Consider the following 20082-nt stretch of genomic DNA (forward strand, 5'->3'; position numbering starts at 1 on the left):
ACCGCCATGGCCGCCTTCGAGATCACCCGTGAGGGCGCCGTCGCCCATCTGCGCCTGACCCGGCCCGAGGCGTCGAACGCGCTCGACATGAGCTTCTGGCGCGGCTTCGGACCCGCCGTGTCGGCGCTGGACCGGACCGGCGAGGTCCACGCCTTGGTGATCTCCGGCGAGGGCCGAAACTTCTGCGCCGGGATGGACATCTCCGTCTTCTCCAGCGGCGCCATCCTGCCGGCCGAGACGTCGGCGCAGCGGCAAGCCTTCCATCAGGCGGTGCGCGACCTGCAGGACGCCCTGACGGCGCTGGAGAAGGCGCGCTTCCCGGTGATCGCAGCGGTGCACGGCGCCTGCGTCGGGGCGGGGCTGGACATGGTCTCGGCCTGCGACCTGAGGCTGGCCTCCGCCGACGCCCTGTTCCGGATCGAGGAGATCAACATCGGCATGATGGCCGACGTCGGCAGCCTCCAACGCCTGCCGAAAATCCTGCCCGAGGGGGTGGTGCGGGAACTGGCCTATCTGGGCAACAGCCTGACCGCCGGGCGGGCCGAACGACTGGGCTTCGTCAATGCGGTCCTGCCGGACGCCGAGGCCGTTGTCGCGGCGGCGCTGGAGATGGCGCGGACCATCGCGGGCAAGGCGCCCTTGGCCGTGACCGGGTCCAAGGCGGCGATCGGCTATGCCCGCGACCACACCGTCGCCGAGGGGCTGGAGTGGGTGGCGGTCATGCAGGGCTCGCTGTGGAACCCGTCGGACATCCTGACCGCCATTCAGGCGCGGAGGTCGAAAGAGACGCCGGCCTTCGCCGCCCTCGCCCCGCTCGTGACGCCCGGCTCCGAGGGCTAGGCCGCGCGGCGGACCGAGCGGATGACCGCCGAGGTCATGGCCGCCAGCCCGGCCAGAAGCCGCGCCTGATCCGCCGGAGCCAGCGACCGGTCGAGGAACAGCAGGGCCAGCCCCTCGGCCTGAACGGTCACCGCGCCCCCGCGCCAGCAGCCGCAATCGATCCAGCCGTCCAGCAGGTCGCACAGGTCGATGGTCAGGGGCACGAGGTCGTTACGGCGCGCCACGGCGGCGGTCTCGGCGATCGACAGGGCGAGACGGCGCACGGCCCGGGCGTCCGCCTGGATCGCGGCATCGGGTCTGCGACAGGCGGCCAGAAGTTCGCCGATCAGCGGCCCCAGCCGGATCGCGATGGCCGGAGTGATGGCCTCCACCCGCGCCTCGGCGTTGCGGGCCAGGGTTTCGACCGTGGTCGTATCAGTCGCGCTCAGAATGCGCGCCAGACGGTTGGGCGGGGCGAAGCTCACTCTGGTCATGTGAACAGCCCGTCGATCTCGTCCTGCGACAGGGCGCGGTCGGGTATCGCGGTGATGCGCAGGTCCTCGGCGCGACGCTCATAAACCCCCGGCGGCAAGGGCTCGGTGCGGAAGCGGCGGTCGGGCCCCTGATACCGGGGCGTGTCGATGAAGGCCCGACGGCTCTGGGCGATCCACAGCATCCGCTCCAGCAGGATCATCGGCGAGACCGGTTTGGCGATGGTGAAGTTGGCGCCGGAATCCCGCGCCCGGACCACCTTGGACTCGGGCGTCGAGGCGCTGAGCATCAGGACGGGGGTGCAGGCGTTTGGTCCCTGACGATCGGCCCGCATCTCGCGCACCAGGGTGAAGCCGTCCTCCTCGATCATCTCGCAGTTGACCATGACCAGGTCAAACCGGCGTGTGAGCAGGGCTTCGCGGGCCGCCTCTACGCTGTGGCATTTGGTCGGCCGGCTGATGCCGAAGCCCATCAGGATGGCGCCGAGCAGCTCCGTCGACTGCGGATTGTCGTCCACGACCAGGGGTTCGACGTCGCGGAGAGCGAGGCGGGTTCCGGACAGGTGCATGACCGCGTCACTCGACCTGCATCAGGCGGTCGGCCGTCGCCTGATCGAGACCTTGGGGCGCCGGGCCGTTGAGCAGATGGGCGTCGGCCCGGGTCTCGACGCGGCCCGTCGCCGAGGCCGCCAGCCGGTCCAGCCTCTGACCGACAAGATCCTGAAAGGCGCAGGTCTGAAGCACGTCCAGGAAGGTCGCCTCGATCGCGGCGGCATCGACGAACGGGGCCTGGGCCAGATCCAGCCCCCGTTCCGACAGGGACAGGAGGGTCTGGGCGGCGGTGTCCAGAACGTCGCGAATGACGGCGATCTCGGCGAGGAAATCGGACCGGGTCATGGTCAGATCTCGCCCAGGACGGAGGTCAGCTTCTGTTTGAGCACCGCCAGGGTGAAAGGCTTGATGACATAGTTGTTCACTCCGGCCTGACGCGCCGCGACGACATTCTCGGTCTTGGCCTCGGCGGTGACCATGACGAAGGGGGTCGCCTTGACCTCGTCGTCGGCGCGCACCCGCTGAAGCAGTTCCAGCCCGGTCGTCGGCTGCATGTTCCAGTCGGACAGGACCAGCCCGTAGGACTTGGCCTTGATCATCTGGAAGGCCGTGTCGCCGTCGGCCGCGTCGTCCACATTGTGGAAGCCGAGCTGGTTCAGCAGCCCCCTGACGATCCGGATCATCGTGCGGTAGTCATCGACCACCAGAACATTCATCGTCTTGTCGACCGCCATGGTCCCTGCTCCCTCTCCGGCCCTCCCGGCCCGGATCGAGGTTGAGATGATACACTCTAAGGTTGTGTTAATGACAAATTGGCACAGCTTTTAGTTGTAACTTCCGGTTAACCCTGTTCGCGCCATGGTTGCTTCGCCCGGCCGTTCGGGCTCGCGACAGAGTGATCCGTTGGACGAGGTCGTCAGGGATTTCGTGGCTGAGGCCCTCGAGGGGCTGGAAGCGCTCGACTCGAAGCTGGTCCGGCTGGAACAGGCGCCGGACGACCCCGCACTGCTGGGCGAAATCTTTCGCCTGGCCCATACGCTGAAGGGCACCAGCGGCTTTCTGGGCCTGTCGCGGCTGCAGGGCGTGGCCCATGCGGCGGAGAATGTGCTGGGCGGATTTCGCGACGGGACCCTGGCCGTCACCCCGGGCGCGGTCTCGGCCATCCTCGATGTTCTGGACGTGATCCGCGAGATCGTGGACCATCTTTCCGTGCAGGGCGAGGAACCCGGCGGAGACGACAGCCGGCTGATCGCGGCGCTGGACGCCATCTTCGCGGGAACGGGCGCCGAGGCTGCGCCGGAAGCGAAGGCGGCCGCGCGTCCTCTGCTGGAACAGCTCGGCGGAGAGGCGACGCTGGACGCGGCCTGCGAGGCGGCCCTGTTCACCCTGACCACGGACGCCGATGTTCAGGCCGTCGCGGGGACGCTGGACGCCGACCGGCTGCAGTCCGCTCTCAGAGACGGGCTGTGCGCGATCGCGAGGGGCGGCGCGGGCAACTTCCCCATCGCCCTGGCCGCGGCCCTGCCCGGGCTGGGGACCGGGGCCGCCGACCGCGTTCTGGCCGCCATCCGCAAGGCCCTTCTGGAGCTGGAGGCCGAGGCCGAGGCCGTCGATCTGGTGCTGGCCCCGCCCACCCCTGCCCCCGCTGTCGCCCCGAAGCCGGAACCGGCGTCCTCGGCCACACCCGCTTGTGCCGCCGCCCCTTCGGCAGACGGGGGGCAGTCGATCCGGGTCAATGTCGAGGTGCTGGAAAACCTGATGACCGTGGTCAGCGAGCTGGTGCTGATCCGCAACCAGCTGATCCAGACCCTGAGGACCGATCCCGAAAGCGCCTTCGCTGGACCGCTGAACCGGCTTAATCAGGTGACCAGCGAGCTTCAGGAAGGGGTGATGACCACCCGGATGCAGCCGATCTCCGGCGCCTGGGCCAAGCTGCCGCGACTGGTCCGCGACCTGGCCGCCGACCTCGGCAAGTCGATCGAACTGGTCATGCAGGGTCAGGAGACCGAGCTGGACCGGCAGGTGCTGGAACTGATCAAGGATCCCCTGACCCATATGATCCGCAATGCGGCGGACCACGGCATCGAGACGCCCGAGCGCCGCCGCGCGGCGGGCAAGCCGGGGACCGGCCGTATCCTGCTGCAGGCCCGGCACGAGGGCGGCGCCATACTGGTCGAGATGTCCGACGACGGGCGCGGCCTGCCCGCCGAGGCCATCCGCGCCAAGGCCCTGTCGGCCAGCCTGATCACTCCCGCCCAGGCGGCAGCCATGACCGACGCCGAGGCGCGCCAGCTGATCTTCGCCCCCGGCTTCTCGACCGCGGACCAGGTGACCGCCGTCTCGGGACGCGGCGTCGGGATGGACGTGGTCCGCACCAATATCGAGAAGATCGGCGGGGCCATCGAACTGGCCTCGGTCGAGGGTCAGGGCACCCGGTTCACGATCCGCATCCCCCTGACCCTGAGCATCGTCTCGGCCCTGATCGTCGAGGCCAGTGGCGAGCGGTTCGCCATGCCCCAGTCGAGCATCATCGAACTGGTCAGCACGGGCGCCGGCCCTCTGTCGGACGACATTGAGAACGCGCCTGAAGGGGAAGGCGACAATGGAGGCGGGCAACCCGCCCGCCGCATCGAGGAGATCAACGGCGCCTGGGTGCTCAGGCTGCGCGACCGGCTGCTGCCGCTGGTGTCGCTGCAGGCCCTGCTCGGGCTGGAGGAGCGCGAGGACCCGCGCGCCGACGCCTGTATCGTCGTGGCCCGCATCGGCGCCTTCACCTTCGGCGTCATCGTCGACCGGGTGTTCGACACCGAGGAGATCGTGGTCAAGCCTGTCGCCTCGGTGTTGCGCCACCTGAAGATCTATTCCGGCGCGACGATCATGGGCGACGGCTCGGTGATCATGATCCTGGACTTCAAGGGGATGTCGCTGGAGGCGGGTGCCGGCCATCTGGTCAACGGCGCCGAGGACGCGCCCGAGGCCGGGACGGAGGCGTCCGGCGAGACCCGCACCCTGCTGGTGTTCAGGACCCCCGAGGCCGCGCTGAAGGCGGCGCCGCTGGACAGTGTGGCGCGGATCGAGGACCTGGACTGCGCCAGCATCGAGCACGTCGATGGTCGGTCGGTGATCCAGTATCGCGGCGCCCTGATGCCTGTCGTGGGCTGCGACGGCAGGCCGGTTCTGATCGAGGACGGAACCGACGAAGGACGACGGCGACCGCTGCTGGTCTTCGCCAGGGGCGCGACCGGCTTCGGCGTCCTGGCCGATGAGATCGTGGACATCGTCGAGGGTCCCGCCATGGCCCAGCTGGGCGGCGCGGGCGCGAGCGCGGCGGGCAGTCTGATCGTCGCGGGCCAGGCGACCGAGCTGATCGATCTCGACTTCTACGGCCGCGGCGCGGGCGTCACGCCTGCTCCCGACGCTGTCGCCGCCAGGACCGGCGACCGGCGCATTCTGGTCGTGGACCAGAGCCCCTTCACCCGCCTGCTGCTCGGCCCGTTGCTGGCCCAGGCGGGATATGGCGTCGAGGTGGCGGCCAGCGCCCGGGACGCCCTGACCCTGCATGACGGGGGTGCGGTCTATGACCTGATCCTGGCCGACACCACGCCCGGGGCGCCCGGCGCCCGCCAGCTGGCGCAAACGCTCGGTCAGGCCTCGGCCTGGCATGCGACGCCCCTGCTCGGCCTCGGCGCCTACCGGATGGAGGCGCGCGACCGGATGGACAGTCTGGAGGCCGATCTTGCCAATGGTCTGGATCGGGACCGGCTGCTGACCGACCTCGACGACAATCTGATCCGTGGAGCCGCCTGATGAGCCAGCCGACAACCGACGGGGTTCAGGGGCTGGTCTCGGTTCGCGTCGGCAACCAGACCTTCGGCGCGCCGGTCCTGAGCGTGCAGGACGTCATCGCCCCGGTGCGCATCGACCGGGTGCCCCGCGCTCCGGCAGAGGTGGCGGGGTCGCTGAACCTGCGCGGCCGGATCGTCACCGCCATCGACATGCGCCGCCGCCTCGGGATGACCCCGCGCGAGGCCGACCAGCCGCATATGTGCGTCATCGTCGAGAGCGCGGGCGAGCTCTACGCCCTGCAGGTCGACGACGTCGGCGACGTCCTGTGGCTGGATCTCGCCGCCCAGGAGCCGCAACCCATCACCCTGGCCAGCGAATGGCGCGCCCTGTGCGCCGGCCTCTACCGCCTCGACGACGACCTGATGCTGGTCCTCGACATCCCGGCCGTGCTGGCCCTGCCCGCGCTGAACCCGGCCGCCCTCACCGCTCCCCTTGCCGCTTGACCGTTCACCGGAGGAACACGCCCATGCCCGCCCTCGCCCACGCTTCTGATGTCGACCCCGAACCGGCCTTGCTGGACCCCGCCTTCGCCGCCGCGGCGCTGGACGGCGCCGCCTCGGCCCTGATCCTGCTCGACCCGATGGGCGAGGTGCTGCGCGTCAACGGCGCAGCCCGGACCTTGATGCAGGCCCACGCCACCGCCCTGTCCCAGGCCTTCACCGGTCTCGATCCCCTAGATCCCGAGGGCGGGCGGATGGGTCTGGCGGGCGTCGGCTTCACGCCCGGTCGCATGGGCGGGTCGCCCGATGTCCGGACCGGAGAGATCGTGATCGGTGCTGCCCCCTTCTCGGTCCGGGTCACCGCCGTGCGCGACGAGGTCGGCCGGCCGCTGGGCGAGCTGGTCGAACTGGCCGACATCGGCGAGGACCGCAAACACGCCGGCATGCTGGCCGCCCTCGACAAGGTGCAGGCCGTGATCGAGTTCGCCATGGACGGCACCATCCAGGACGCCAACGCCAACTTCCTGGCCACCGTCGACTACCGGTTGGAGGATATCGTGGGGCGGCACCACAGCCTGTTCGTCGATCCGACGGAGGCTCAAGGGCCCGGCTATCGCGCCTTCTGGGAACGGCTGGGCCGGGGCGAGTTCGACGCGGGCCAGTACCGGCGCCTCGGCCGCAACGGCAAGGAGGTCTGGATCCAGGCCAGCTACAACCCGATCCTCGACGCCGCAGGGCGGCCGTTCAAGGTCGTCAAATACGCCACCGACATCACCGCCCAGAAGCTGGAAGCCGCCAATTTCGAAGGCCAGATCGCGGCGATCAACAAGGCCCAGGCGGTCATCGAGTTCTCGGTCGACGGGACGATCCAGTCGGCCAACGAGAATTTCACCGGCGCGGTCGGCTATCGGCTGGAGGAGATCGTCGGTCGCCACCACAGCCTGTTCGTCGATCCCGAATACGCCGCCAGCGCCGAGTACCGTCGCTTCTGGGAGAAGCTGGGCCGCGGCGAATATGACGCCGGCCAGTATCGCCGCCTCGGCAAGGACGGGCGCGAAATCTGGATCCAGGCCAGCTACAACCCGATCCTCGACAGCGCCGGCCGGCCCTTCAAGGTCGTCAAATACGCCACCGACATCACCGCCCAGAAGCGGGTCGCCGAGCGCGTGACGCAGATATCGGGCATCGTCGCCTCAGCCGCCTCCCAGATGCGGGCCACGGCCGAGGGGATGGCGGTGACCGCCGAGGAGACCACGCGTCAGGCTGGAATGGTCGCCTCCGCCGCCGAGATCACCTCGGTCAACGTCCAGACAGTGTCGTCGGCGGGCGAGGAGCTGACCGCCTCCATCGGCGAGATCGCCCGTCAGGTCGCCGAGAGCTCCAGCATCTCCCAGCATGCAGTGACCGAGGCGGACAAGGCCTCGGACTCGATCCGGAGCCTGGCACAGGCGGCGCAGAAGATCGGCAATGTCGTCACCCTGATCAACGACATCGCCGGCCAGACCAAGCTGCTGGCGCTCAACGCCACCATCGAGGCGGCGCGGGCGGGCGAGGCCGGAAAGGGGTTCGCGGTCGTGGCCTCCGAGGTAAAGAGCCTGTCGGACCAGACGGCCCGGGCGACGCACGAAATCTCGTCCCAGGTCTCGGCCATGCAGTCGGCGACCCAGACCTCGGTCGGGGCCATCGGCGGCATCACCGACACCATCCGCAAGGTCGCCGACATCGCCTCGGCCATCGCGGGGGCGGTGGAGGAACAGTCGGCCGCGACGCGCGAGATCGCCGCCAACGTCACCCAGGTGGCGGAGGGGACGCGGCAGGTGTCGTCGAGCATCGCCGGGGTCAACGCCGCCGCCGTCCAGACCAGCGACGCTTCGGCCGACCTGCTCAAGGCGTCCGGCGAACTAGCCCAGCAGGCCGAGGCCCTGACGCTGGAGATGGACAAGCTGGCCTCCGCCTGATCGGCGGATCGGCGAGGTCCGGGAGGGGCGCGGCGACCCTGGCCGCGCCCCTTTTTCATACCCTGAAGGCTAGGCCCGCAGACGTTCGGACCGGTCGTGCGGCTGGAAGGCGCCGCGCAGGCCGGGCATGGGCTCGAAGGCGCTGTCCAGACCGACCACGGTCTCGGCGCTGCCCAGCACCAGGGCCCCGTCAGGCTCCAGCGCCTCCGACAGGCGGGCCAAGGCCCAGCGCTTCTGCAGCTGTTCGAAATAGATCAGGACGTTGCGGCAGAAGATCAGGTCGAACCGGCCCATGCCCGCCGTGCCGTCCATCAGATTGTGCGGCCGGAACTCGACCAGGGCCCGGACCTCCGGCGCGATCGACCAGTCGCCACCCTCGCGTCTCAGCCAGCGCGAGCGGCGGGCCTCGGACAGGCCGCGCGAGGCCTCGAAATCGCTGTAGACGCCGCGCCGGGCCCGGTCGAGGATGGGCTGGGACATGTCGGTGGCCAGGATCTCGACGGTCCAGTCGGGCATAAGCCGCCGCTCTTCCAGCAGCAGCATGGCCAGGGAATAGGGCTCCTGTCCGCTGGAACAGGCGGCGCTCCAGATGCGCAGGCGACGGGCGCCGGTCCGTCGGGCGACGAGCGCCGGCAGCAGGGTGTCGCGCAGCTGGTCGAAGGGGGTGGCGTCGCGGAAGAAATAGCTCTCGTGCGTGGCCATGGCGTCGATGGCCCGCTGGGCCAGCCGACCGCGCGGGTCGAGGCGCAGCCGGGCGAACAGGGCCTCCAGCGTGGCCAGCCCTTCCTCGCGCATCAGGGGCGTCAGCCGGCTCTGCAGCAGATAGTCCTTGTCGGCCCCCAGGCTCAGGCCCGAGCGTTCCAGCACCAGACGGCGGAAGGCCTCGATGTCGCTGATCGCCCCGGTCATGCCGCAGCCCGCCTCAGCCATTCCCCGATCCGCGACAGAGGCAGGATCGCTTCGACGCGGCCGGTGCGGGCGGCGGCGCCCGGCATGCCCCAGACCACGCTGGTCGCCTCGTCCTGAACCACGAACCGGCCGCCCGCCTCTGCGATGGCCGCGCAGCCGGAGGCCCCGTCCGACCCCATTCCGGTCAGGATCACAGCAAGCGCCGAGGCGCCGTAGGTGCGGGCCACGCTGCGCATCAGGGGATCGACGGCGGGACGGCAGAAATGCTCGGGCGGCTCGTGATCCAGCCGGATGACGGGACCTGACGCGGCACGCTCGACCGTCATGTGCCAGCCGCCGGGGGCGACATAGGCGCGGCCCGGAACCACCGGCTCTCCGTCCACGGCCTCGCGGCAGGGCCGGTCGCCGGCGCGCGACAGTTGCTCGGCCAGAAGGGCGGTGAACATGGGCGGCATATGCTGGGTCAGGAGGATGGGCAGGGTCAGGCCGCGCAGGGCCTCGAACACCTGAACCAGGGCGGGCGGCGCCCCGGTCGAGCCGCCGATGACGATGATCTCGGGCCGGGTGGTTCGCGCTGATGGCGGCGGGACCGGACGCGGCGATGGGCGCGGCGCCGGATCGGGGGTTGGCGCGCCCCCGCCAGGCTCGGGCGCCCCGCCGAGGGCTCGGACCTTGGCCAGCAGCTGCTGGTGAAAGGCCTCGGCATTCACCAGCCCGCCGCTCTCGGGCTTGGAGACATAGTCCGAAGCGCCCGCCTGAAGCGTGTCCAGACACAACCTTGCATTGCGAAACGTCAGGGTCGAGGCGACGATGACCCGGACCCCCGGCCGTCGCGCCAGGATCAGCGGCAGGGCGGTCATCCCGTCCATCACCGGCATCTCCAGATCCAGCACGATGACGTCGACCTCGACATGCTCCAGCTGGGCCAGGGCCGCCTGCCCGTTCCCGGCCCGGGCGACCACAGTGACCGCCACATCGGCCTCCAGAGCCCGCGCGATCAGCCCGCGCACCACGGCGGAATCATCGACGACCATGACGCGGATAGCGCGCTCCGGGTCCGGTTGGGCGATGTCGGAAAGACGGGACGGCTGCACGGGCGACTCCTTCAGGCCGCCCCTTCTAACCCGACAGAGATGAATTCTATACTACTTATGCGTGTTCGCGCGCGAGCCGGACCGCCATCCACGGGCGCGACGGCAGGGCGACCACCGGCCGCTCCGGATCATGCCATGTGTATTTGGTCGCGCCCTGGCTCAGGGTCATGACGCCGGGCAGGCGCTCGACAGTCATGTTCCAGGTGTCGATGACGTCGACAGTGAAGCGTTCGCCGCCGGTCAGGCCGTCGCGCGGGATGTCCACGGTCCAGCCGTCGGGCGCGGCCTCGCCGAAATAGCGCAGATAGACCTGCCCGGCCTTGCCGCCGACATGCCGCTCCCACCATTTGTCGATGGGCTCGAAGCCGGGCGTCGGCCCCGCCTCCATCACCGCCTTGAAGAAGGCCAGACGCGGCGCGCTCTGACCCCGCAGCGACCCACCCGCGCCTAGCCAGTAGTCGTCGTCCGGATTGTCGAAGGTCTCGGAATGGCCGACATAGGTCCCCGCGACCAGCCCCTCCCAGAAGGCGCGGACCATTTCCAGCCCCGTCAGATTGCCCCAGCGCTCGGCGATGTCGCCTTCGTAGCGGACCTCGTCGAAGACGACCGGCTTCTTCCAGACGTCGCGGTAGAGGACCGCGCGGGCGTCATCGATCACGGCCGAGCCGTTCTGGAGGCTGGCATGGGTGACCCAGGGTCGGCCGTTGTCGAACAGGGCCCGCCAGTTGTGGATCGAGCGCAGCCGGTCGTGCGGATCCCGGGCCTGGACCAGCCGCCCCAGCCGGTCGAAGTCGTCGGCGGTCTTGGCCTTGACCACGTCGAACTCGTTGGCGAGCGACCACCAGACGTTCCGGTACGGCGACAGCCGGGCGACGACATAGCGGACGTAGCGGGCGTCGACGTCGGCCGGCATTTCGTCGAAGCCGAACCGGCCGTCATAGGGGTGGAACAGGATGACGTCGGCCTCGACTCCCATCTCGCACAGGGCGGCGACGCAGGCGTCCAGCCGCTGGAAGAAGGCCGGGTTGAAGCGGGTGAAATCCCAGTCCTTGTCGCCCGGGCCGGTGCGCACGAAGGGGGCCAGATCGTCGTTGGTCTTCACCGAGGCGTTGGGGAAGACCAGCATGCGGATCTTGTTGAACGGCGAAGCCTTCAGGGTTTCCAGCGTCTCGCGCCGCCGGGCCTCCGGCTGGTGCGTCCAGCCGTAGCTGGTGGTGCCGAGCTGGCGGAAGGGCGTGCCGTCCGCATGGGCGAAGTGGAAGGTCTCCACCACCCCGACCGGGCCATGATTGCCGGCGCCGGGCGCCACGGCCTCGACGACGCCGCTCCGGCCGTTCAGGACGGGCAGATCGCTGCGGCTGGTCCAACGCCAGGCCCCCGTCCCGGGCGGCGAGAAGCGGATGCGCCAGGTCCCCTGCCCGTCGTTGGCGCCGTCGAAGAATCCCGGAACCTCGAGCGTGGTGCGACCGTCGGTGAAGACCGCGGAGAGGTTGACGTCGAACGGATTCCCGGTCGGCTCGCCCGTCAGCTCGACCTCGTGCAGCCCCCAGCGCTCGACCGTCGCGACCGCGTCCCGGGCCGCGACCGAACCGGCGAGGCCCGCGGCCACCGCTCCGGCGCCGACGGCGATCACCTCGCGTCGCGTCAACTTGCCAGCCATTTCCGCCCCTGTTCGCTCTTCCCTGAAGGAAGCCTAGTGGCCGGGGCTGGTCGGGTCCACCGGTGTCAGATGCGGTTCGTCGGGCCCAGGCCGGCGTCGGTTTTGGCCACGCTCCAGCGCGTCACCACCTTGGCCTCGTAGGGTTTGGCGACGATGGTCGACACTCCGACCAGATCGGCGCGGGCCTCGGTCGGAGTCAGGGTCAGGAGGATATAGCCCTTGGAGCTCTGGTCGCAGAACAGGACCTCCTTGTTGGCGATGTCCAGCGCCATGCCGAGCGGGAAGTCGCCGATGGCGTCCTGCGGCGAGGGGCTTGAGATGGAGCTGGTTCCGAACTCGACCGCGACCCGTTCGCCGGCGTTATCGGCCAGGTCGTTGACCCAGAAGGAGTGGCTGTCGCCGGCCAGGACGATGGGCTGGACGCCCGCCGTCTTGAAGGTCTGATACAGACGCTCGCGCCCGGCCGGATAGCCGTCCCAGCTGTCGAGATTAAACGGCAGGCCTTGGGCGAACAGTGCGATCGAGCCTTCCACCTGGGCGCGGATCGACGGCGGCAGCCCGCCGAGCATGCCCGAGATCTGCTCCGGCGTGGCCATGGCGGCGATGTTGGGTCCGGCGACGCGGGCCATCACGACCTGGTTGCCCAGCATCTGCCAGGGACGGCCAGCAGCCTTGGAGGCGGCCAGTTCACGGCCCAGCCAGTCGCGCTGGGCGTCGCCGAGAAGGTCACGCTCGGGGGCGTTGCGTTTGGCCTCGAAGGCGGCGGCGTCCGGGACAGGCTTGCCGTCCGGGCCGGGCTTCATCGTGATGTCGGCGGCGTAGGTCAGCTGCTGCTGACGCCCCTGCAGCCGGGTCTCGACCATCATCAGGCTGGCCAGATCGCCGAAGTGGAAGGTCCGCTGGATGGCCTCGGCCATCTTGCCGGGGACCGGTTCGCGGATCGGCATCCATTCGAACCAGGCCCTGAGCGCGGCGGCCTTCCTCGCATTGAAGTCACCCTCGGTGGCGGGCTGGTGGTTCTCCGCGCCCGTGTTCCAGATGTCGTTGGCGACCTCGTGATCGTCCCAGACGCAGATGAAGGCGGCGCGGGCGTGGGCGGCCTGAAGGTCGGGGTCGGTCTTGTACTGGGCGTGACGCTGGCGGTAGTCGGCCAGGGTGACGATCTCGTGCGCCGGCTCCGGGATACGGTTCAGGGCGGCGCCGGCGTTCATGCCGTAGTCGTCGGCCTCTGCGCCGTATTCGTAGATATAGTCGCCGAGGTGGATCACCGCGTCGAGGCGGTCCAATCTGGCGATGGCGTCATAGGCGTTGAACAGACCGCCCGGATAGAGCTGGCACGAGACGACGGCCAGGGCCGCGTCCGGCGTCGCGCCCTCCGGCAGGGTCTTCACCCGACCGACCGGCGAGGTCACGCCTGCGGCGATGAAGCGATAGAAATACTCGGTCCCGGGCTTCAGCCCCTGACCGTCAAGGTCGTGCTTGACGGTGAAGTCGCGCGCCGGATCCGCCGAGAGACCGGTGGAGCGGCGGACCATGTGGGCGAAGGCCGCGTCGGACGCGACCTCCAGCACCACCGGAATTGCAGCGCTGGAAGCGTCAGCGGGGGTGACCCGCGTCCAGAAGATCGCCGCCGTCGTCGACGGATCGCCGGAGGCGACGCCGTGCCGGAAGGCGACCGCCCCCGTCTCGGCATGGGCGGTCGTGGCGACGGCTGACGCCGCCCCCGCCGCGCCGATGGACTTCAGGAGGCCGCGGCGGTCGATCGTCATGACGCTCTACTCTCAGTAATGCAGGCTGACGATCAGGCCGTAGGTGCGCGGCTCGCCGGCGATGAAGGTCGGCATGCCGAGACCGTCACCGGTGTTGCCCGCGTCCTTGATGAATTTCTCGTCGGCCAGGTTGTCGCCGAAGACCTCGACGCTCCAGTTGGCGTTGTTCGGGGCGTAGCGGACGCGCAGGCTGAGCAGGCCGTAGGCGTCCTGGACCTCGTCCACGGCGGTGTCGGCGACGAAGTTGCGGGTCTGCAGGTCGGCGCGGTCGTTGTTGTCGTCGAAGAACATCTCCGACTGCCAGGTGTAGGTCGGCTGGATTTCCAGCGAACCGCCCGCGACCGGCAGGCTCCAGATCAGGCCGACCGAGGCGCGGTTGTCGGGCGACAGGCGGAACTTGTTGCCGTCATAGATGCCCGCCTTGAAGCGCGAGTGGTTGTAGCCGTAGGTGCCGAAGACCTCGACCTGCTCGGTCATCGCCCAGCTAAGCTGGCCTTCGAAGCCATAGCTCTCGGCCTTGCCGGCGTTGGTGGTGACGAACAGCGTGCCCTGCTGCACCGTCGTCTGGAAGTTTTCGTAGTTGTACAGATAGGCCGCCGCGTCGAGGCGCAGGCGGCGATCCATCAGGGCCGACTTGTAGCCGACCTCATAGCTGTCGACCTGTTCCGAGGCGACTTCGGTGAAGCGCGGGGCGCCATAGGGCGCCGTCGGGGTGCTGGCGGCCAGAACCATCGGGCGACGGCCGCGGGCGTAGTTGGCGTAGATGCTGGCGTCGTCCGACAGGGCGTAGCGGGCGGTGGCGCGCCAGGTGAAGCCGTCGTCCTCGAGGCCTTGCGTCACCGTCGAGCCGTTGCCGGCGGTCGGTTGATAGGTCAAGCCGAACAGCGGGAAGGCGGCGGTGACCGGGGCCGTGGCGGCGCCGGGGGTGGCGAGCGCCGTCAGGAAGGCGAGCTGGCCTGCCGGCGGGATCGCGCTGAGCGCCAGCAGCGAGCCGACGATGGAACGGCCGTTGTCCACCTGGGATGAGAAGCCCGTGGTCTTGTCGTCGCGGGTGTAGCGCACGCCGGCCGACAGCTCGAGGCGGTCGGTGACCTTGAACGTGCCGTCGGCGAACAGGTCCCAGGATTCGAGCTCGCTGGAGTTGGTCGCCTCTTCGATATGGCTCGACTTCAGATTGGCGGCGATGCCCGGGATGAAGGGCGCCGGGATGCCGAGGCCGGCCAGGATCGGGTTGATCAGGGCCGAGGAGCTGTAGGCGGCCAGCGGCAGGGTGTTGGGCAGGGCCACGCCCGGGGCGCCGTCCAGCAGGCCGGACAGCTGGGCCAGGGCGATGCGCTCGTTGAACTCGGTGACGCCGCGCTGCGAGCCCTCTTCCTTGAAGTAGCCCACGCCGGCGAAGCCCGAGACGCGGCCGCCGTTGTCGTAGTTCAGGCGGAACTCCTGGCTCCACTGCTTGCCTTCCGCATCCTCGGCGGCGGTCAGCAGCGGCAGGGAGACGCCGTCGGCATCGAAGGTCTCATAGCTGTCGAACTCGCGGTAGGCGGAGGTCGAGGTCAGGGTGAGGCTGTCGGTCAGGTCCGCCTTGACGATGCCCGTCACACCCCAGACCTCGCGGTCCAGACCCAAGGTCTTGCCGCCGTCGAAATTGCCGCCCGGGGTCAGGGCCGCACCCTCATTGGCGTCGCGCACGCCCAGCACGGCGCCGGTGTTCGGGTCCTGCGGCGTATAGGCGATCGAATTGAAGGAGGTGCCGGCCGGATTGTCGGTCTGATAGTTGGCGATCAGGTCGACGCGCAGGCGGTTCGAGGGCTCGAAGGCGCCCGACAGGCGGAAGGCCCGGGTGTCGACGCTGTTGTAGTTCGATCCGCCCAGCAGGTTTTCGATATAGCCGTCGCGGGTCTTCATCCGGGTGGAGAAGCGGATGGCGCCGGTCTCGCCGACCGGGACGTTCAGCATCAGTTCGGCCATGCGGTAGTCGAGATTGCCGACACTGGCGCGGGCCGCGGCGTCATACTCGCCGACCAGGGGCTTGTTCTGGATGATGTTGACCGCGCCGATCAGGGCGCCGCGACCGTAGAGGGTCGACTGCGGGCCCTTGGCGACCTCCACGCGCTGGATGTCGAACAGTTCGACATAGGAGCCGCGCGATTTGGAAATGGAGACGCCGTCCTGGAAGACCGAGACGCGCGGCTCGACGGTGGCTTCACCCGAGTCCGAGGTAATGCCGCGCATCACGAAGCCGGCGTTGTTCGGCGACTGGTTCTGCACCAGGAAGCCGGGGACATAGGCCGACAGCTCCTCGAAGTCCTGGACGCCCAGTTTCTCGAGGAAGGAGCCGGTGTAGGCCGTCAGGGCGAACGGGACCTCGATCGGGTCCTGGGCGCGCAGCTGGGCGGTGACGATGACGTCCTCGACCTGGCTCGTCTGGTCCGTTGATTGGGCCGAGGCGACGGTCGCCCCGCCCAGGGTCGCCACCAGGGCGGTCGCGCCCAGAAGGCCGTTCTTCAGTGTGTCGTGACGCGCCATTTTTCAGATCCCCTGCACAGCTTCGCAGGAGTTAGCGGCGCTCCGTGCCCGTCAGGCGACAGGGCGGCGACCGGCGCATGAAGCTCCAGCCGCGGATTGGTGACGGTTGATCAGTTAGCGGAAGGCTGTACGCCCGTCGGCGCCGCTTCCGGCGCCGCAGCGCCGCTGGCGACCGCGAAAATGTCCTGGGCCTCGCGCGATATGCTCATCAGGGCGATGCCCGCCTCGGCGAGGCGCGGCGGCCAGACGCTGAGGTCGGGGCCGAGGATTTCAAGATGGTCGCGCCATTCGGTCATGGTCATGGGTCCAGAGCTTCTTCTGATTCCGCAAATCGTCCCGGAGCGCCATCCTGCCCCTTTTGAGCAGTGAACGCACCGAGCTCTCGGTGGTGGCCATCCGCGCCATGATCTCGGGCACGTCGGCGTCTTCGAAATAGTGCAGGCGCATGGCCTGCTTCTGGGCGTCCGGCAGCCGTTCGACGGCCGCTCTCAGGCGGTCGCCCGCCTGTCTTTGTTCGATGGCGCGATCCGCCGGGAGCGGGCCGTGGTCGTCATGAGCCTCGAGCGCGGTGGCCAACACCGTGTCTTCGGTCGGGGCGTCGCGCCGGCGGCGGCGGTGGTCGATGGCCCGGTTGATCACGACCCGGTGCAGCCAGGTCGAGAATTTCGCCCCCTCCGCCGTCCACCCGCCCCGGCGCCACAGGGTGAAGAAGACCTCCTGCACCACATCCATCGCCTCGTCGGGGTCGCCGACGATGTTGCGGCAGATGATCTGGGCCATGCGGCTGTGGCGATCCATCAGCACCCGAAGGCACAGATCATCTCCCTCCCTCAGGCGGACGTAGAGGACCTCGTCGGGCAGGTCGTCACGGCAGACGACCGGCTCGAGGACGGTCTGTTTCAGAGCGGGCGCGGGCTTGGCGGACATCGGTCAGATCCAGCATTCAACTGCCCTACGCGCAGCAATCGACATGCCAAATCTGACATTTTCTCCTTATATTTCAATGATGTAAGCTTGGGGCGCCTAGTGTTGCCGGCTTGTGGCCTTGGACAGCCCCAACATAACATTGCGTATCTGGGCGGTTATGTTCGACCACTCCGGGCTTCCCTCCCGCAACATTCCGGCGGCGACGATCTGGCGCTGGAGCCGGCGGTAGAATTCGGCCAGACGGCGTCCATCAGCCCCCGCGAGTTCGAAATTCATGTGCATTCTCATAGCCGTAAGCAGGCTGGTGGCGGTCTGGACGTGGGTCGTCATCTCGTCGAGCCGATTTTGCTCCTCGGCAAGGCTTGCCGAGGTCACCGCGGCGTAGAGCTTCTGATGCAGGGCCAGGGCGACGCTGGCGGGCTCGTGGATCAGCAGACCCGAGGCGCGATAGGCCATGCTGGCCCGTCCGTAGGCGGTGTTACTCATCGTCGTCAGTGTTCCCGAGAATGGCCGCGATCTGGGCCTGAAGAAGTTTGGCCTGGGTCAGCTCGGCCTCCATGTTCGCGTATTTGGTCACGAGCTTTTCGCGATACGCATCCGCGTCCGTGCGGATCTTGTCGGACCGGGTGGTCAGGTCCTCGTTGACCGTCTCGATCGAGTCGATGCGCTGCTGGATCAGGCTGGTGGTCGAGCTGTCGTAGAGCGTCATCGCCTGGGTCAGCAGGTTGGCGAACCCCTGCTGGATCGACACCGAAATGTCCCCGGACGAGGCCGGCGCCAGGATGAAGGTAATGCCCTCATAGGCCGTGCCCGTGGCCCCCACGACACGGGAGCCGGAGATGGTGAAGGCCGCGTCGTCGCCATCGGCCGTGACGCCGGTGATCGCCCCGCTCTCGTCGATCGTGATCGACAAAGTGAAGTCCAGCGACCTGGAGGTATTGTTGCGCAGCAGCTTCAGCCCCGAGTCCGAGGCGGTGAAGTCGGTCTCGAAGAAGCTCTCCAGGGCTTTCGCATTGGACAGGATGGCGTCGTTGAGCGCGGTCTCGTCCGAGATCTCGAGCAGATTGTCCGAAGTCCAGGTGATGCCGATATCGCTGAGCCGGCTGATGTCGCCCGAGGACGAGGCGCTGGCGCCGTTGATCAGGGTCTTCAGCGTCTGGTCCAGCGAGCGCAACAGGCTGTCCGCGAAAAGGACCGCGTCGTCCGAGGCCCCGCCGCTGGACGACACCGCCTGCTGGTCGAGCACATATTGCTTGAGGGCGTTGTAGGCGGTGACGAAGTCGCTGATCGCGGTCTTCACCCCGGAGTTGTCAGCCGTGATGGTCAGGGTGACGGCCTCGGTCGTGACCCCGGCGAGGGAGAAGCTGACCCCGTCTATGACGTCGGTCATCTCATTGGTTGAACGGGTGACGGTGGCGCCGTCCACCGTGATGATGGCCGGCTGGGCCTCGCGCAGAACGTTGGTGAAGCCGCCATCGGCGTCGGTCAGGCCGACCGACCGGGCCACGTCGTCGCCGCTGACAGTCCCGAGGACGATGGTCTCATTGGTGTCCACGGCGGACAGCACGAGCTGATAGTTGGTGTCATCAAGCTTCACGAGCGAGGCCTGGACGCCGGTGGTCGAGGTCTGGGCGTTGATGGCCTTGGCCAGGTCACTGAGCGTCGTGGTGGCGGCGACGGTGATGTTCGCGGCGGTCCCGCCCTCGACGCCGACCGACATGACCCCGGCAAGACCCAGCGCGGTCGTGGAAGGCGCGGCCGTCGCGGCGACCTTCATCGCCTGGGCCAGCTGGACCACTTCAATGGAATAGATGCCGGTCGCCGCCTCGCTGTCGACGTCGACGGCCAGACCCGACACCGCCGCGCCCGAGGCGGTGGTCAGGGAGCCCGAGCGGTTGTCGAAGGCGTTCTCCGACCCCAGGCTGGACCAGGCCGGCAGCGCCAGAGACTCCATGGCGTCGGACACGGCCGCGACCAGGGTCTGGACCTCCTGATAGGCGCTGATCTTCGTCGTGTTCTCGGTGACCTTGGCGTCGATTGTGTCGGCGCGCGCGGTCTTCTGGGCCACCGCCGCATCGATCAGGGCGTCGGTGTCCAGGCCCGAGGAAATCGAGGTGATGTAGCTGGCCGACCCGGAGGTCGAGGCAGTGGCGGCGACGCTGGCCATGGGGTTTGTCCGTTCAGATGGGTCAAGCGGCTGGGCAGGGGAACGGGCGGAGGCGAACCCCCGCCCGCGCCTTTACTGGAGCAGCTTCAACAGCGACTGGCTCATGCTGTTCGCCTGGCTCAGGGCGGCGATGGCCGCCTGGGTCAGGGTCGAGAGCGTCGTGTAGTTGGTTTGCTCGGAGGCCAGGTCGACGTCGCTGATGGCCGATTTCGCGGCCTCCAGGTTTTCGAGCGAGGTGTCGATGACACTCGCCCGATAGTCGAAGCGCGACAGGCTGGCGCCCACATTGGCCCGCGAGGTCGAGATGGTGTTGATCGCCGTATCGATGGCGTCCATCGCATCCGCCGCGTCATCCGCGGTGGCCACGCTGGTGCTGTCGATGCCGAGATCGCTCGCCGTCACCCCGTCGATGGTCACTGTCAGCGTGTCGGTGCTGCTGGTGCCCAGGAGGAAGGAGACGCCACTCGCATAGTCGCCCGCGCCGTCGAGCAGGGTCGAGCCGTTGAAGTTGGTCGAGGAGGCGATGTCCCCGATTTCCTCCAGCAGCTGCTGGTACTCCGCATCGATGTTGGCGCGGCCATCATCGTCCACCGACCCGGTCTGGGACTGGGCCGTCAGCGACTTCATGCGTTGCAGGATGTCGCTGATCTGGGACAGGGCGCCGTCGGCGGTCTGAAGCACCGCGGTTCCCTGCTGGGCGTTGATGGAGGCCTGTTCAAGCACCACCACATCGGCGGCGATGTTGGTCGACGTGGCCAGGCCGGCCGCGTCGTCCTTCGCGCTTTGGATGCGTTGGCCGCTCGACAGTTTCGCCACCGAGGCCGACTGCGCCGCCGAATTGGCGTTCAGATAGCGCAGGGCGGTGTTGGCGGCGGTATTCGTTGAGATGACAGGCATTCTTTCCTCGTTCTCTCCAGACTGACG

At 68.6% G+C, this 20082-nt stretch carries 18 protein-coding genes; 4 read left to right on the forward strand and 14 right to left on the reverse strand.

The genetic code is table 11. From position 1 onward, the window contains the following. The first annotated feature begins 6 nt into the window (after window positions 1–6). Window positions 7–840: an enoyl-CoA hydratase-related protein gene (locus tag IFJ75_RS11500; protein ID WP_207868310.1), complete on the forward strand. Its 834-nt coding sequence runs from the start codon at window positions 7–9 to the stop codon at window positions 838–840. Here the strand turns inward: IFJ75_RS11500 and IFJ75_RS11505 are convergent. The 4 genes from IFJ75_RS11505 to IFJ75_RS11520 are packed head-to-tail and all read right to left on the reverse strand — an operon-like array spanning window position 837 to window position 2596. Then, window positions 837–1313, reverse strand: coding sequence for a hypothetical protein (locus IFJ75_RS11505; RefSeq protein WP_207868312.1), 477 nt, complete (start codon window positions 1311–1313; stop codon window positions 837–839). The genes IFJ75_RS11500 and IFJ75_RS11505 overlap by 4 nt on opposite strands. Then, window positions 1310–1879 (reverse strand): response regulator, encoded by a 570-nt coding sequence (locus IFJ75_RS11510; protein WP_207868314.1) that lies wholly within the window; start codon window positions 1877–1879, stop codon window positions 1310–1312. The genes IFJ75_RS11505 and IFJ75_RS11510 overlap by 4 nt, the downstream gene beginning before the upstream one ends. 7 nt (window positions 1880–1886) lie before the next feature. Continuing rightward, window positions 1887–2207 carry a hypothetical protein gene (locus tag IFJ75_RS11515; RefSeq protein WP_207868316.1) on the reverse strand — a complete coding sequence of 107 codons (321 nt, stop codon included), beginning with the start codon at window positions 2205–2207 and terminating at the stop codon, window positions 1887–1889. 2 nt (window positions 2208–2209) lie between these two features. Next, on the reverse strand, window positions 2210–2596 hold the full coding sequence (locus tag IFJ75_RS11520; RefSeq protein ID WP_207868318.1) for a response regulator: 387 nt from the start codon (window positions 2594–2596) through the stop codon (window positions 2210–2212). Between the two features lie 193 nt (window positions 2597–2789). Between IFJ75_RS11520 and IFJ75_RS11525 the strand changes: the two genes are divergently transcribed. From IFJ75_RS11525 to IFJ75_RS11535, 3 genes are read left to right on the forward strand one after another with little or no spacing between them, the layout of a single operon-like run. Beyond that, window positions 2790–5669, forward strand: a complete 2880-nt coding sequence (locus IFJ75_RS11525; RefSeq protein WP_207868320.1) for a hybrid sensor histidine kinase/response regulator — start codon at window positions 2790–2792, stop codon at window positions 5667–5669. After that, window positions 5669–6151, forward strand: a complete 483-nt coding sequence (locus IFJ75_RS11530) for a chemotaxis protein CheW (protein ID WP_207868322.1) — start codon at window positions 5669–5671, stop codon at window positions 6149–6151. The genes IFJ75_RS11525 and IFJ75_RS11530 overlap by 1 nt, the downstream gene beginning before the upstream one ends. Window positions 6152–6174: 23 nt before the next feature. After that, the gene (locus IFJ75_RS11535; protein WP_225896794.1) at window positions 6175–8106 is read left to right on the forward strand and encodes a methyl-accepting chemotaxis protein; all 1932 of its coding nucleotides are present in this window, start codon (window positions 6175–6177) and stop codon (window positions 8104–8106) included. Window positions 8107–8175: 69 nt separating this feature from the next. Here the strand turns inward: IFJ75_RS11535 and IFJ75_RS11540 are convergent, their stop codons facing one another. The 10 genes from IFJ75_RS11540 to IFJ75_RS11585 all read right to left on the reverse strand — a co-directional run bounded on the left by IFJ75_RS11540 (window position 8176) and on the right by IFJ75_RS11585 (window position 20055). Beyond that, window positions 8176–9036 (reverse strand): CheR family methyltransferase, encoded by an 861-nt coding sequence (locus tag IFJ75_RS11540; protein WP_207868324.1) that lies wholly within the window; start codon window positions 9034–9036, stop codon window positions 8176–8178. Next, the gene (locus IFJ75_RS11545; RefSeq protein WP_225896795.1) at window positions 9012–10109 is read right to left on the reverse strand and encodes a protein-glutamate methylesterase/protein-glutamine glutaminase; all 1098 of its coding nucleotides are present in this window, start codon (window positions 10107–10109) and stop codon (window positions 9012–9014) included. Before IFJ75_RS11545 ends, IFJ75_RS11540 begins: the two co-directional genes overlap by 25 nt. A 55-nt stretch (window positions 10110–10164) precedes the next feature. Continuing rightward, a complete protein-coding gene (locus IFJ75_RS11550) occupies window positions 10165–11769 on the reverse strand; it encodes a DUF5605 domain-containing protein (protein ID WP_207868326.1) in 1605 nt (534 codons plus the stop codon). A 65-nt stretch (window positions 11770–11834) separates the two neighbouring features. Beyond that, entirely contained in the window at window positions 11835–13538 is a 1704-nt protein-coding gene (locus tag IFJ75_RS11555; RefSeq protein WP_207868328.1) for an alkaline phosphatase D family protein, read from the reverse strand. Between the two features lie 12 nt (window positions 13539–13550). Next, window positions 13551–16064: a TonB-dependent receptor gene (locus IFJ75_RS11560; protein WP_207868330.1), complete on the reverse strand. Its 2514-nt coding sequence runs from the start codon at window positions 16062–16064 to the stop codon at window positions 13551–13553. 110 nt (window positions 16065–16174) lie between these two features. Then, the gene (locus IFJ75_RS11565) at window positions 16175–16366 is read right to left on the reverse strand and encodes a hypothetical protein (RefSeq protein WP_207868332.1); all 192 of its coding nucleotides are present in this window, start codon (window positions 16364–16366) and stop codon (window positions 16175–16177) included. Further along, window positions 16335–16991 (reverse strand): sigma-70 family RNA polymerase sigma factor, encoded by a 657-nt coding sequence (locus IFJ75_RS11570; protein WP_207868334.1) that lies wholly within the window; start codon window positions 16989–16991, stop codon window positions 16335–16337. The genes IFJ75_RS11565 and IFJ75_RS11570 overlap by 32 nt, the downstream gene beginning before the upstream one ends. A 96-nt stretch (window positions 16992–17087) precedes the next feature. Continuing rightward, window positions 17088–17477 (reverse strand): flagellar protein FliS, encoded by a 390-nt coding sequence (locus IFJ75_RS11575; RefSeq protein ID WP_207868336.1) that lies wholly within the window; start codon window positions 17475–17477, stop codon window positions 17088–17090. Further along, entirely contained in the window at window positions 17470–19158 is a 1689-nt protein-coding gene (fliD, locus tag IFJ75_RS11580; protein ID WP_207868339.1) for a flagellar filament capping protein FliD, read from the reverse strand. Before fliD ends, IFJ75_RS11575 begins: the two co-directional genes overlap by 8 nt. A 72-nt stretch (window positions 19159–19230) precedes the next feature. Beyond that, entirely contained in the window at window positions 19231–20055 is an 825-nt protein-coding gene (locus IFJ75_RS11585) for a flagellin (protein WP_207868340.1), read from the reverse strand. Window positions 20056–20082 lie beyond the last annotated feature (27 nt).

Origin of the sequence: Brevundimonas goettingensis (assembly GCF_017487405.1) — a bacterium.
Lineage (GTDB): Bacteria > Pseudomonadota > Alphaproteobacteria > Caulobacterales > Caulobacteraceae > Brevundimonas > Brevundimonas goettingensis.